The 15,954-nt window shown below is 33.0% G+C and carries 6 protein-coding genes; all 6 read left to right on the top strand.

What is annotated here, in order from left to right:
- The first annotated feature begins 67 nt into the window (after nucleotides 1-67).
- The 6 genes from AC5M21_RS11990 (at nucleotide 68) to AC5M21_RS11965 (ending at nucleotide 15,892) form a co-directional block, all read left to right on the top strand.
- Entirely contained in the window at nucleotides 68-691 is a 624-nt protein-coding gene (locus tag AC5M21_RS11990; RefSeq protein ID WP_008787755.1) for a hypothetical protein, read from the top strand.
- Between the two features lie 83 nt (nucleotides 692-774).
- Nucleotides 775-4,251: a SpaA isopeptide-forming pilin-related protein gene (locus AC5M21_RS11985; protein ID WP_008787754.1), complete on the top strand. Its 3,477-nt coding sequence runs from the start codon at nucleotides 775-777 to the stop codon at nucleotides 4,249-4,251.
- A gap of 213 nt (nucleotides 4,252-4,464) precedes the next feature.
- A complete protein-coding gene (locus AC5M21_RS11980) occupies nucleotides 4,465-5,199 on the top strand; it encodes a hypothetical protein (protein WP_233523945.1) in 735 nt (244 codons plus the stop codon).
- 60 nt (nucleotides 5,200-5,259) lie between these two features.
- Entirely contained in the window at nucleotides 5,260-6,000 is a 741-nt protein-coding gene (locus AC5M21_RS11975) for a hypothetical protein (protein WP_008787752.1), read from the top strand.
- On the top strand, nucleotides 5,990-6,334 hold the full coding sequence (locus AC5M21_RS11970; RefSeq protein WP_008787751.1) for an LPD28 domain-containing protein: 345 nt from the start codon (nucleotides 5,990-5,992) through the stop codon (nucleotides 6,332-6,334). Before AC5M21_RS11975 ends, AC5M21_RS11970 begins: the two co-directional genes overlap by 11 nt.
- 3 nt (nucleotides 6,335-6,337) lie before the next feature.
- Complete coding sequence (locus AC5M21_RS11965; protein WP_008787750.1) at nucleotides 6,338-15,892, top strand: helicase-like domain-containing protein; 9,555 nt, start codon at nucleotides 6,338-6,340, stop codon at nucleotides 15,890-15,892.
- The last annotated feature ends 62 nt before the right edge of the window (nucleotides 15,893-15,954 follow it).

Genomic DNA, 15,954 nt, shown 5'->3' with positions numbered 1-15,954 from the left:
AGAATTGGTATATTAGATTTATTACTCTTTGTATGAGTAACTTCAATATACCAGAGAGTTGATAGATATGAAAAGCAAGAAACTGATAATGCTGTTATTACTTTCACTAATGATTGCAGGTTGTGGTAATGCTGATAAAAAGACTGAGGCAAAAACAACCGAACCTAAACAGGAACAAAAAGATGATGATAAGGTAATGCAGGAAGAAAAACAAAGTGATGATACTGTTGAAGATAAAAAAACTGAATCAAAAGTAAACGAAGATAGTGAAAACACTACTTCAAATACAAGTAATGATAAAGCTAAAAAGTCTACAGAAAAAACATCAAAAACAGATGATACTTCTACAAAGAACAATCAAACAACGAACCAATCATCAACTCAGTCAAACTCTACTACTAGCTCTGCATCAGGATCTACAAATTCTCAGCCAAGTGAAACTACACCTACACCACCTGTTGAGAATGTCGTTCCAGACAAACAGCCTGAACAACAACCAGAACCAGAAAAACCTTCATATTCATATAAAGTTGGTAATTGTGGAAAACTATTTAATACTGAAAAAGAAGCTGATGAAGAAGCTCAAAAAATGTGGGATACATTTGATGATGGAACAAAATATATCAGTGGGTACTTTGTTTATTCTACAGGTGATAAGTGGAGTATAGACTATAGTTACAGTTATTGGTAAAAGAATTAAATATATATTAACTTATGATGAAACCTTAAAAGTTTCATCTTTTTTGTATAAAAATAAGGAGGATTCAAATTAAAATGAAAATAAAAATAAAACAGATATTTGTATCAGTTATGTCATTATTGTTGATGATAACATTAATATCACCAAGTTCTGTTTATGCAGAAACATATATAACCGGAACTAAAAAACATCCGACATGGTGGCTAGCTGATCCAAGCAGTGGGCGTCGTGATGATCATGAGGCTGAATTGCTCATTAATGGTGAAAGAGTATTCTGTATTGATGCCTTTACTCAATTCAAATCCAATCAAACAATGAATCTTGTTGATTGGAGTACTGTAGGTATTTCTCAAGACATGGCAAAAGAACTATCATTGATTGCTTACTTTGGAACACAAATTGATGGACGCAAAGGAGATGACTGGTATGCGATTACACAGGGGCTGATTTGGAAAGTTTTGCATGAAAGTCAGGGGCATACTGATATGTGTTATGTAGAAACAAACACTAACCCCGACTATCCTACAACTGTAAGACTGTGGAATGAAATTTTATCAGATGTTGAGCAGTATAAAAAAACACCATCGTTTTCAAATACTACTGTTGAAGTAGATGCTGATAAAAGCGTTACGCTAACTGATACCAATAATTCCTTAAATGGAATGTTCGTCAAAAATGATGGTGGTTTGAATGTAAGTATCAGTGGCAGTAATCAATTAATTATTAGCGGAAATGCAAACGCTGATGAAAACACAACAATTACATTACAACGAAACATTGATCCTTCTGCAATTGGAACAAGTCTTGCTTTTTATAATGGCAAGACACAGTCAGTTGGAATGTTTAAAGTTAAAGACCCTTTGCAAGTGAAACTAAAAGTGAAAGTTAATAAGTTTGGTACTTTGGAACTAACAAAATATAACGAAGATAAATCAGCTACTGTTCCTAACACTTATTACCACATTACTGGTCCTAATGGTTATGATAAAACATTGCCAACTGATAAAAATGGTATTTTAAAAATTGAAAGATTACCATTAGGTGACTATAAAGCAGTAGAAACACAGGCTGGTGACGGTTATCTAATCAATGTTCAGGAGTTTGGATTTACAATCAAAGCCAACGAAACCACATTTATTGACCCAAGTAATATTGAACCGACTGGAAAGATTGAATTAACTAAATCTATTGATACCGATAAAACAAATGGCTTATCAGGTGATGCAGTAATTAAAGATAACACTTATGGCTTATATGCCAAAGAAACTATCACAAATAAAGCCGGTACAAAAACGTTCTATAAAAAAGATGAATGCATCTCTACAAAGAAAACAGATACTGCCGGAAAAATAACATGGAATGATTTACCATTAGGAAAATACTATATCAAAGAAACAGCTTCTAATGACTCTTTAGTATTGAACAAAGATGTCATTGATGTTGAATTAAAGTATCAAAATCAAACTGTATCTAAAGTGATTGAGAAAAAAGATACAAGTAATCGTGTCAATATGCAAAAAATCCAAGTCTTTAAATCTGGGGAAAAAGATGGAATTAGTGGATTAGTCAAAGGACTTCAAGGGTGTGAGTTCACATTTAAATTGAAAAATGAAGTAGATCATGTTGGTTGGGACAATGCAACAACTTATGCACAAATCACAACGGATAAAAATGGTATTGCTAATACACCATATTTACCATATGGCCAGTATCTTGTTAAAGAAACCGTTACTCCAAAGGACTATATTACTGCTCCTGATTTTACTGTATCTGTAACAGATGATTACTCTGAATATACGGATGTTGAACAAGTTAAAAGAATAAATATTAATAACAGACCTTTCACTTCATATTTAAAATTAATTAAAGTCGATAAAGACAGTGGTAAAACTGTAACTTTAAACAGTGCTGAATTTAAAATCAAAGATTCCAAAGGAAACTATGTAGTGCAAAAAGTTGGAGGAAAGAAGTATGATACATTTACAACAAATTCTAAGAATCAACTAACAGTATTGTTTGGCGACAAGGGTGAAGTCACATTGCCATTGCAATTGGAAGCAGGTGATTACAGTATTGATGAAGTGAAAACTCCTGATGGTTTTTTAGCATTAGAAGAACCTGTCATCTTTACGATTACAAATCAGTATGATTATGATAAGGATGAAGATGAAGATCCAATTCTTGTTGTGAAAGTAGAAAATTCACAGCCCAAAGGTAAAATAATTCTACAAAAAACTGATGAGGAAACAGGAAAAGTCTTAGCAAATGTTGAGTATGAACTAACTGTCAAGAACACAATTCAAGACATGATTGATGGTAGTGTTAGATTTGCTAAGGGTGCAGTTGTCGCAAAAGGAAAAACTGACAAAAATGGTCAGATTGTTATTGATGGACTCTTTATGGGTGAATATCAACTTAAGGAAACTCTAACAAATGAAGGATATGTACTAAGCGAAGAAATTCATGATATCGTATTTGAGCAAACTGATTTAACTACAAAAGAATATGTAATTAATGTAGATGTTACAAACATTGCTCCAACTGGAGAAATTCATCTAATCAAAACCGATAAAGACAGCGAAGAATTATTAAGCGGTGTTATCTATCAGTTGACTACCAAAGAAGATATTTATTCTTTAGATGGACATAATACTCTTATTTATGAAGCAGGACAAACTGTTTCAATAGATATTTCTGAAAACGGATATTACATGACCAATGAATTGGGAGAAATCAATATCAGTAATCTTCCATTAGGTAAATATCAGTTAAAAGAAATTGCTCCATTAGAGGGATATTATACTGATAAAACCGAGTATGAAATTGATTTATCATATGACCATAGTGATAAAATAATCTATACAAAAACATTAAATGTTACCAACACAAAAAGTACAGTAGAAATCAGCAAAGTAGATGCAACCAGCTCAAAAGAATTAGCAGGTGCACATTTATCGCTATATGATAAAGACAATAACTTAATTGAAAAATGGATATCAACTGATGAACCTCATATTATAAGAGGGCTAAAAATTAATGAAGAATACAGACTTCATGAAGATTTAGCCCCATTAGGTTATGCCACTGCCAGTGATATAACATTTACTGTAACTGATGATACCGTTACAAAAGTAACAATGGAGGATGAAATCACAAAGATAGATATTTCTAAGGTGGATGCTACAACTGGTGAAGAAATTGAAGGAGCTAAATTAACAGTAACTGATAAGGAAACAGGAGAAGTTATTGACAGCTGGATATCTGTTAAAGAGCCTCACCGTATTACAGGACTTGTAGTTGGAAAAACTTATATCCTTCACGAAGAATCAGCACCTCAAGGATATCTTGTTGCAAGTGATGTCGAATTTACAGTATTAGATAGCGGTGAAGTGCAAAAAGTTGTTATGAAAGATGAGTTAGCACCTGTTGTAGTTCAAACAGGCGATTCCAGTCATGTTGAACTATATGCAATATTAGCTGTTCTTTCTTTAGGAGTAGCTGCATTATATATTCATTTAAAAAAGAAAAATAGTGATGATTCAGATGAGTAGTTTAGCTGTTCTTTTATTATTAATATTACTGTTTTCATTACTGCTAGGAATAAAAATCTATCTGGCAATAAAGGCAAGCAAAAAACATCAACAACGAAGAATCAAATATCATAAATCAGATAAGGACGAGTAATCGTCCTTTTTACATACCTGATTACGAAGGGAGGACCGTTTAAACATATAAAAGGTATTAAAATGAAAGGAAAGAAAAAGATGAAAAAGAAAACAAAAGAAATATTAGAAATATTGAAAGGCTTTATGATAAATAGTGAATTGAAAAATCACACAGCAGAAATTGTGCTGTATAAAAAAAGTGATAGCCACTTTACGATTGCTTCCTATATTTCAAACATCTTGGATAACAATGAAGAAAGCTCATTATATATTGGTACAGAAATTGATGCTCAAAAAATTAATGAATCTAATCCTTGTTTATGGCTAGCATCGTTACTTGATCTTAATTATGAAATTATTTATGTATCATTACCGTTTCACTGTACGATTTGGGCTAATTATTTTGATGTATATGATGAATTGGATGGTTATGAAAATCGTTTAAACGAGTATTTGCGTTACTGCAAACAGCACGATATCACTGCTGATTTACTGGAATCATTCTGTGGTGAAGAATTTGATGATATTGCTGATCAGGAGTTTTTTGAAATAGTGAATGGACATGTGATTGTTGAACGCTTTGCTATGGAAGATCAAGCATTTCTATTTGGACATGATGAACTGAAAGAAATCTTTGCGGTTTATGATTCAGATAAAAATTATTCAACTTACACAAATGAAAAGATTTATCATTCCTATTTGGAAGCATTTGAAGATTTTCAAAATCGTATCAAAAAATGCTGGTATGATAAAATGAAACAGTTTAATGAGCATTACTATTTTGCCTTTGACGGAGATAAAGAAGTTGATAAAATTTTAAAAGGTAAAAATTAAATTTTTCATAAGAGAAGCGGATTAACAATCTGCTTCTCTTATTGTTTTAAAGGAGGAACTATGAAAAAGCAGGATTTAGATTTATATGGCAAAATGCTTCATGCTCTTTATATAAGCAAAGACTATAGAAATTATGAGCCTACAACTATCTTACTAAAAAAAGAAGATAATCAATATAAGGTCATTATTGAAGCAATGAATAAGGACTGTCCAGATGAAGTCATATATTATAAAACTGATGAAAATGTTGCCAGCAATTTAGATGAAAATGATTTGATACAGGAACTTAGCGAATGGAATTGGAATATAGATGATGATTTTTTTGAAAGACTAGAAAAAGGCTATGAAATTGATTTTATGGATATGCGTATACATTATGGTATGTGGTGCATTATTAACGAAAAAGGAGTTGATGGTATTGAATGCAAAGACGGTTTAAACAAATATATTCTTTTTTGTAAAAACAGTGGCATCTCTGCCCAGACAATCAGATCTACAATAGGTCATGATGTTAAAGATATCTATCCCCTTTATCAGGAACTCAATAACAATTACCGAATCATCTGCGAAAGTGAATGCGGTGATCAGGCAATTGTTTTAGCATACAATAAAAAAGCCCCTCAGCCTTATGCAACTTGGCAAACGATTAAGTCAAGAAAACACGGCTATGATATGGGACATTATTTTAGTGATTATCTATCTGCCTATAAAGACTTTACAAGTCGATCTCACCAAATGCTGGATAGACATTTAGCTGTAAACAAAATGAGATTTAAAGGAAATAAGGAACATGAAAGATAGATATCATCATGCCCATAACATCTATGATATTTTATTTGAACCTATTCTATATAAAAATCATTTATGCTTGATTACTGAATTACCTATCCATATCAAACAAATCAAAAAACCTTTTTATGTTTACAGTATTCATTATGTAGATCACTATGGCAGTTTTGAAATGATTACTAATAACTGTGCCACTAATCGAGTTGCTACTCTTATTACATGTAAAAAAATCAACTTGATTGAAAACTTATATTTAGAAATAAAGGATACTGATTTCAAAAGGCTGTATAAACCAAAATTATCACTATCTGAATACAGTAATCTATTAAAATTAAAGGAGGTGTAATGAATGGCGATACGCTATGAAGATGCAACCAAATTATATCAGCAGACATTAAAGGAAATATCACATGACGAGACAAGCTGGACAGATTTCTTAAAATCAGCCTGTCGTAATTATCGATTACCCTTTGCTGATATGGTAATGATCTATGCTCAGCGACCAGATGCAACAGCAGTACTGGAAATTGAGGACTGGAACAAGCGTTATGGATTGTGGATCAAACCTAAATCAAAAGGGATTGCAGTATTTGATTCCAGTTATAACAACTATGCCAGATTAAAATATTATTTTGATATATCTGATACACGACAGACAAGATTTTATCGTCCTGTACCAATCTGGGAATTAAAAGAAGAATATGAGGAAGAAGTGATCAATACACTTAAGGATAACTTTGGTCCTCTTGATAATGAAAATGATTTAGCACAGGCAGTATTATCTGCTTCAGGTAATGTTGTTGAGGATAATATCAGCGATTATTTAAAAGAACTTCTATACTGTAAAACTGATTCTTTTTTAGAAGATTTAGATGAACAAAATACTGAAATCATTTATAAAAGTCTACTAACAGCCAGTGTTGCCTACATGACTTTATCACGCTGTGATATTAATGCCGATGATTATATTAGTAATGATATTTTACGTCAAATTGCTCAATTCAATACACGAGAAACATTGAATGCTTTAGGGATACCAGCTAAAGATATATCACAAATGGTTATCGGTGAAATAAGAAAAACTGTTCTTAGTCTTATCAGAGATGAAAATCGCACAATTGTAGATAATAAAAAGAACAGCTACAATAAAACTGAAAAAGATATCAATGATGAAAGGAGTCATGAAGATAATGAAACTAGATTATATTCCAATGGGCGAGTATCAGATCCCCAATTTAACATTGAAAAACGAGAACGAAGTTCAGTTAGGCAAATATGGGCTGATGAGGAGGAATTATCTTCAGCAGCACCGTCCGATACTGTTCACCAATCTGTTGACATCACAGACTCTCAATCAGCACCTGTTGGAGATCGAGGAGATGGCAAATCAGAGGAAAGAACTGCTGATGAAACAGTTGATGGAGCAGATGGAAGTAACGGAAGAATTGAAAGAATCAAATCAGATGGAGTGGATTCAGAGGATGAACAACATCGAGGAAACGATTCACGAGATCATCATAAAGGAACTGATTTACAGTTAGATAAAAATGAGGATAATGAAGAAGCGGGTAATTATAAAATACCTGCTTTTTTTACACTTATTGAATACGAACATTTGATCAAATATGATCGCTTTCGCAGTCATAAAAATAAAGATATTCAAGCAGTATTTGAATTTTATAATGATAAGGATAAACGTACTAACTATGTTAAAGAAAGTTTTAAAGTCATGATTGTTGAAGAAATCTATCACAATCAGCGTTTAGGCTATTATCATGATCAGGGCAAAGATATGTTAAGAGTCTGGAAAGGAGGTTACGCTAATCCTGATTATGAAGATTATGTATCATGGCAGGATGTAACTTCCTTTATTGAGGACATGATTGATAGAAATGTTTATCTTTCAATTCCTTTAAAGCCACTTCCAACAGCTCAAAAACAGCAGTTAAATTTATTTGACATGGAACCTGTTGAACCATCTCAAAACAACAAGGAAAAACAGCCTTTCACAATGCCTCAATACATTATTGATGCAGTTTTGAGTGAAGGAACTGAAGAAAAAGATTCTAAGATGAAAATAGCCATCCATTTCTCATTAGATCAACCTGTTGAACAAAATGCTGAGTTTCTTAAAAAGTTATATTATGAAGGCAGTAATGGTTTTATTATCAATAATCGCAGTCTCAGCTATAAGTGGAACAGTGACGGTATGCAAATCACCTGGGGTGATGGAATTGTTAATGCTTATGATAAACAGACATTGACTTGGCAGGACGTGGCAAAAAGTATTCGTAGCCTTTTAGATCAAGGACGATACATTTCACAAAATGAACTTGATCAATGCACAGATTATGAATATCAGCAAGCCTCAGAACATTTGTGGTATATGTGTCAGGATATGGACTTCGATGAAACAGATCATATGATGGAACTTCGGCAATACTATCACAAGGGTTTCCCTGATGGAACAGCCCAGATGGCAAAATTATTAAAGGACAAAGAATTTTTAGACAGGGCTATAAATGCTTTAACGGCATTCAATGATGACTATCAAAACAATCCAGATTTCATGCGTCATCACTGGAGAATGTATGCACCTGATAGAATCCTTCCAGTTATTAAGCAACTTACAATGCCTCATATCAAGTTCAAAGCAACTGATTATAAAGAACCGCATTACACTTATTTTATAACTCAGGATACAATCGATTCAGTCATTGCCAGTCAACATCGTGTACATCAAAAATACGATACACTTTCTTTTTTTCTAAACAATAAAGACAAAAAAGAAAGAATTAAATTTCTTAAAGATATGTGGGGAATCAGCGGTTCAAGTGATTATGATTCGGATTCCAAAGGATTAAAAATTAAAACAGGCAGCTACAACAAACCATATGCTAAGGTGCTGTTAAAGTGGAAGGATGTTGAACAAAGATTATCCTATCTCATTGAGAGAGATAAATATTTAAATGATGAACAAAAAGCAGGTATGAATGATTATGAAATAGAGGTGCTTGCTAGAAATATTTACTCATTCTTTTGTCGATTACCGCTAAACAATCCAAGACCATATAACACACAATTGGAAGATAAGGATAAAAACAATGAAATCAAAACTCTATTAAAAGATCCATCCAATACTGCTAATATCCTTGATATGATGCAGATTGCTTTATTAAACACTGCTGAATTTGATAAAAATTATGAAAATATGATGAAATACTTCAATCGTGTACAGGATTTTTATCAGGGGACTTATACCCTCTTTAACGAGAAAAAAACACCTATCATTGATACACCTTACGAGCCTGCTAATAATTTATTTGATTCGTTAGCAAGATCACTAGCAGAGTTTGCACAAATATATGATCCTTATGACTTTGCTGATCAGTATGAAGATTTCCAAGATGCAGTACAAAATCAAAAGGATACACTTAATGATATTGAAGGATTACAAGGTTTTATCAAATTCATGAATGCTGTCATTATAGAAGAAGATGATACAGAAACTGTTGCAGCTGCAAAAATGCTTAGAGAAGAGTTAAGTATCTACTTTGCCTTAGAAAAAGGATCAAATCTCAGCAGTGACAACGAAATCCGTTATTCCTATCGTCCTTATATTTCTCAGGAAGAGCCACGCTACAATACTGGCGATTTTGTTTTTATTATTCATAATCATATACCTGTTTATGGAACAATAGAACTGATTGACGAAGATGAGATAGTTATTAATCTGTATGATGATAATGATTTGGAAATCAGTAAAGAAGATTTTGAAAGTGATCTTAGACATGACTATCGAAATGAATACCTTTATGACCAAAACAGACCATTGATGAGAGTTAATGATAATCAGGAACAAGATCTAATTGTTGCAGATGATAAGGAAAGAAATACACTGGGTTACCAAAACTATGTCCTTTTAAAAAGAATTGCACCGCTTATTATTAATAATCAGGCAACTGAAATGATATTTCGTTCACCCAAAGAGCTGAGTACAATTTCAATCACACTTAATGAAGATATGATTATAATTACTCATAATAATGATGAACAATATCTTTTTAAATTAGATAATTCTCTTGAAACTTTAAACATTCGTGAAATCACAACTGATGGAGAAACAACTAAGGTAACGTTATTTAACGAAGAAGAAGTTGATGATTACAATGAAGAACAGCAGATGAATGAATCTGCTAATAAGTTTATTAAAAACATTGCCAATGATAAATATATTCTTACTTCTATTCTGTTTAATGGTGACGGTAAAGAAACAGTTATTACCTACGGTTATGACGGCAACATAACTTCATTTGATGGTAGTGATACTGCCCTTTCTTCATATTTAGAAAATTATCATGATGATCCAATAGGTAAGATATCTTCATTGATTCCTATACTGGAGACTGGAAAAGAAAATATCCAACTTGTTAAAGAAAGTGAAATTGCTCAAAAGAACTACAATCTTCTAAAGCAGATCGCACCGCTGATTATTACTGGCGAAAGTGAATTTATGCGTTTTACTGCAGGTAAACATGATTTACCTTTGGATATCGAAATCATTGATGATCGTATTTCAATGACTCATTATTTAGAAACTGATGACAGTCTATTGACTGATACCAATATGGAATTTGTACTTGATACAGATCAGCAGTTATTCAGTGCAAGAACATTTGAAAAAGATAATCCTGCCTATTATCAGTCAGTATCGACGAATGGTAATGAAGTCGTTGACACTGATACTGAAAAAGAACTAAATGAGTATGCCAATAAATGGCTTAACAGCATTATTGATAAAGAATATCATCTTGAACAAATGAGAATCTTTTTAAATAATTATCCTACTGAAATAGAGTATGGAACAGATGGATTAATTTCAAACTTTGATGGCAGTGATGATGATTTAAAATATTTTCGAGAACAGTATGACAGTGATCCCCAAAATAGAATTTCTATTCTTGTTGCCAAACATAATAATAACAGTAAAGATTTACCATCTCAAAAAGAATTAGTTGAAGATGTTGGAATCGCTGAGGTTACAAATATTCCTAATAAGGTCCATCAGCCAACTTCCGACATTGCATCACATAAACTTTATCCAGAAATATCAAATGATGAACGTCATGACTTTGTTATTACTAATATGGATTTAGGTGCAGGCGGTCCTAAGGAAAAATACAAAGCTAATGTAAAGGCAATCCAATTGTTAAAAGAATTGGAAATAGAACATCGGCTTGCAACTCCTGAAGAACAGGAAATATTATCTCGTTTTGTTGGCTGGGGTTCATTAGCTGATGCTTTTGATCAAACAAAGCCAAACTGGAAAAATGAATACTTGGAATTGAAGGACCTCCTCAATGACAAACAGTACAGGGCAGCTAGAGAATCAACTCTAACTGCTTTTTATACACCACCAATTGTGATTCAATCGATTTATCATAAATTATCTGATATGGGATTGAAAACAGGAAATATCCTTGAACCATCATGTGGTATTGGTCATTTCTTTGGAATGAAGCCTAATGATATGGACTGTCATTTTTATGGTGTTGAACTTGATGAAATATCAGGTAAGATTGCACAACATCTTTATCAGAACGCAACGATAGCAATACAACCTTTTGAAAATACAGATGTTCCTGATAATCTATTTGATGCAGTGGTAGGTAATGTCCCTTTTGGTCAGATTCCTATTCATGATCCCCGTTACAATAAAAACAAGTTTATGATACATGATTACTTCTTTGCTAAAGCATTGGACAAGGTTAAAACAGGCGGTATTGTTATCCTATTGACTTCTAAGTTTACAATGGATAAGCAAAACAGTGATGTTAGAAAATATATTGCCCAAAGAGCTGAACTGCTTGGTGCTGTTCGTTTACCTGATAATACCTTCATGAATAATGCAGGAACAAGAATTACCAGCGATATCTTAATTCTTCAAAAAAGAGAAAGACCACTTGTTTATGAACCTGAATGGATTTATTTAGATACAAATGAAGATGGTTTAACAATGAATTCTTATTTTGTATCACATCCTGAAATGGTTCTAGGAACAATGGTTGAAGAAACATCACAATACGGTAAAACAACAAGCTGTAAAGCAATTGAAGGCGTTGATCTGTCACAATCACTTGCAATTGCAATGGATTCTATAGAAGCCAAAATAAATACTGAACCAATACTGTTCACTGATGAAGAAGATCAGTCAATTCCAGCTGATCCAACTGTTCGCAACTTTAGTTACTGTATTGTAGACGGTACTATTTATTATCGTGAAAACAGTAGAATGTATCCTTCAGATATGTCCTTAACCGCTGAAAACAGAGTAAGAGGAATGATAGGTATACGTGACTGCATGAGAGAATTAATTGATCTACAAACTAACGAAGCACCTATTCATCTAGTTAATGAAGAACAGCAAAAACTTAATTCACTCTATGACGATTTCAGTAAAAATTATGGAATCATTAACAGTCGTGGAAATAAACTGGCATTTCAGGATGATAGTTCTTACAGCCTTCTTTGTTCATTGGAAATATTAAATGATGATAGAACATTTAAAAAGAAGGCTGATATCTTTTATAAGCAGACAATCAAGGCAAAAAAAGTTATCCAATCCGTAGATACTGCAAGTGAAGCCTTGATGGTATGTATCGCTGAAAAAGCCCACGTTGACTTTGATTTCATGAGCAAGATATCAAGTTTCAGTAAAGATGAACTGATTGAAAAATTAGAGGGGGTTATCTTCCCTAATCCAGAGAAACTAAATGAAAATGGTATCCCAGTTTATGAAACTGCTGATGAATATCTATCAGGTAATGTAAGAACAAAACTAGCTATCGCAAAACAAGTAGCTAAGCAAAATCCAGAGCTTTATCAATCAAATGTTGAAGCCTTAGAAAAAGTACAACCTGAACCAATTAAAGCCAGTGATATCAGTTTACGATTAGGAACAACATGGATACCTACAGATGTTTATAGGCAGTTTATCTTTCATCTTCTGGAAACCCCATCATGGAAACAGAAAGATATTCATGTTATCTATTTAGCAGCTACTGAAGAATGGAATGTAACTCGTAAAAGTTTGGACAGTGGTGTTAGAGCAACCAAAACTTTTGGAACACATCGTATCAATGCTTATAAAATTATCGAAAACACCTTGAATTTAAGAGATGTCAAAATCTTTGATACTAAATTAGATGATGAAGGTAAAGAAATTCGTGTTTTGAATAAAAAAGAAACAGCAATTGCTCAAGATAAACAGGATATTATCAAATCCAGATTTATTGAGTGGGTATGGTCTGATCCTGACCGTCGTGAACGATTAACCAAGATTTACAATGAAAAATTCAATTCCATTCGTAATCGAACGTATGATGGCAGTCATTTATCATTTACAGGTATGAATACTGATATTCAATTAAGGAAACATCAGATCGATGCAATTGCCAGAATCCTTTACGGCGGTAATACACTACTCGCTCATTCAGTTGGGGCTGGCAAGACTTTTGAAATGATTGGTGCCGGAATGGAAGCAAAGCGTCTAGGACTTTGCAGTAAACCTATTTATGTTGTCCCTAATAATATCATTAATGATTTTGCTAGTGATTTTTATCGACTGTACCCTAGTGCCAATATTTTAGTTGCAACAACAGATACATTATCAAAAAATAATCGTCATCAGTTCTTTTCACGAATATCAACTGGTGAATGGGATGGCGTTATTGTTACTCATTCTCAGTTTATTAAAATGCCTATTTCAGTAGAACGACAAATCAAGATGATGGAAGATCAAATTGAAGAAATCACAAACAGTATTGAAGCAGTTAAAAATAACAATGGTGAACGATATACTGTTAAACAGCTTGAAGGAATGAAAAAGCGTCTCAAAGAAAAAATGCAGAAACTCAATGATAATTCCAAAAAAGATGACATCTTATGTTTTGAGCAGTTAGGCATTGATATGATGTTTGTTGATGAAGCTGACCTATTTAAGAACTTATTTTTATTTTCGAAAATGCGTAATGTATCAGGAATATCTCAAACCAACTCACAAAGAGCATCTGATCTTTTTATGAAAACACGTTACCTTGATGAATTAACCAATTATCGTGGTGTTGTATTTGCAACTGGTACACCAGTAGCTAACAGTATGGCAGAACTTTATACAATGCAAAGATATCTGCAATACAATATGTTACAGGAACATGGATTAGAGTCCTTTGATGCATGGGCTTCTACTTTTGGAGAAACAACAACGGCTATGGAATTGACTCCAGAGGGCAACGGATTCAGATTAAAGACAAGATTTTCAAGATTTTATAATTTACCGGAATTGATGACGCTGTTTAAAGAAGTTGCAGATATCCAGACAGCAGATATGTTACAGCTACCTACCCCTAATATGCACAAGGAAGTCATTTCAGTTCCTGCCACCAACGAGCAAAAAGACATGATTAAGGCACTCGGTGATCGTGCAGAAGATATTAGAAATCGTAAGGTAGATCCACATATTGATAATATGTTAAAAATAACGAATGATGGTCGTAAATTGGCATTAGACCAAAGAATTATTAATCCTTTATTGCCCGATAATCCTAATAGTAAAGTCAATGCCTGTGTTGATAACATTTATCGCATTTGGAAAGAATATAAAGATGAAAATCTAACCCAGATCATGTTCTGTGATTTGTCTACGCCTAACGGAAAAAATGAGTTTAATGTCTATGATGATATTAAAATGAAGCTGATTGCAAAAGGAATTCCCGAAGAAGAAGTTGAACATATTCATATTGCTAAAACCGAAAAACAAAAGCAGGATTTATTTAGTAAGGTTAGACAAGGTAAGGTACGTGTGATTAATGGTTCAACTTCTAAAATGGGTGCTGGAACAAATATTCAGGATCGTCTAGTTGCATTGCATGATTTGGACTGTCCATGGAGACCTCGAGATTTAGAACAGCGTCATGGTAGAATTGCAAGACAAGGAAATCTTAATAGTGAAGCCTCTATTTACACATATGTAACTGAGGGAACCTTCGATTCCTATCTCTATCAGACAATTGAGAAAAAGCAGACTTTTATATCACAGGTATTCACTTCTAAAACACCTCAGCGTGTGATGGAGGAAATTGATGAAGCTGTATTAAATTATGCAGAAATTAAAGCAATTGCCTCTGGTGATCCTAAGATTATGGAACGATGTAATCTTGAACAGGAAATCAATAAACTGAATGTATTAAAAGCCAGTTTCCTCAATCAAAAATATGAATATCAGGATGCTATCATTAAAAAATATCCTCAGCAAATCAGTCAACTGGAAGAAACTATTGAACACCTTAAACTGGATATTGAATTACGCAATCAAAATCCACTACATGCTAATGATGATTTTGTTGGTATGACGTTAAATAATGTTTTTATTCGGGATAAGGCAGAAGCTGGTAGTAAACTGATTGAACAATGTCAAACAGTTACTTCTCCTGACCCTATTCTTATTGGTGAATATCGCTCTTTTGAATTATATGTATTCTTTGATTCATTTCATGCAGAATATAAACTTCAGTTAAAAGGTCATGGTCGCTATCAGATTGACTTAGGTACTGATAAATATGGTAATATCATTAGAATTAATAATGTTCTTGATGGACTAGAAAAACAGTTACTCGAAAATGAAAATGCTCTTGTTGATGTAAAAAATCAATTAGCCTCAGCAAAAATAGAAGCTGAAAAGCCATTTGAGCGTGAAGATGAACTGCAAAGAAAAACAAAGGAGTTTGCAAAACTGACAATGGAATTAAAAATAGAAGAAAAAGAACCAAATATTATAGATGCAGACGAAATAGATTCCTCTACAGAAAAAGAAATATCAGCAAAATCCAAAGATTATGAGCGTTAAATGTTTTAATCGCACATTTGTTGTTTTGCTATCCTTTTCCTATAATGTAATCAGGAGGTGGA

Source organism: Coprobacillus sp., assembly GCF_984815275.1.
Note: the sequence above shows the minus strand (reverse complement) of the source record. Positions and strands in the feature narration are given on the sequence as shown.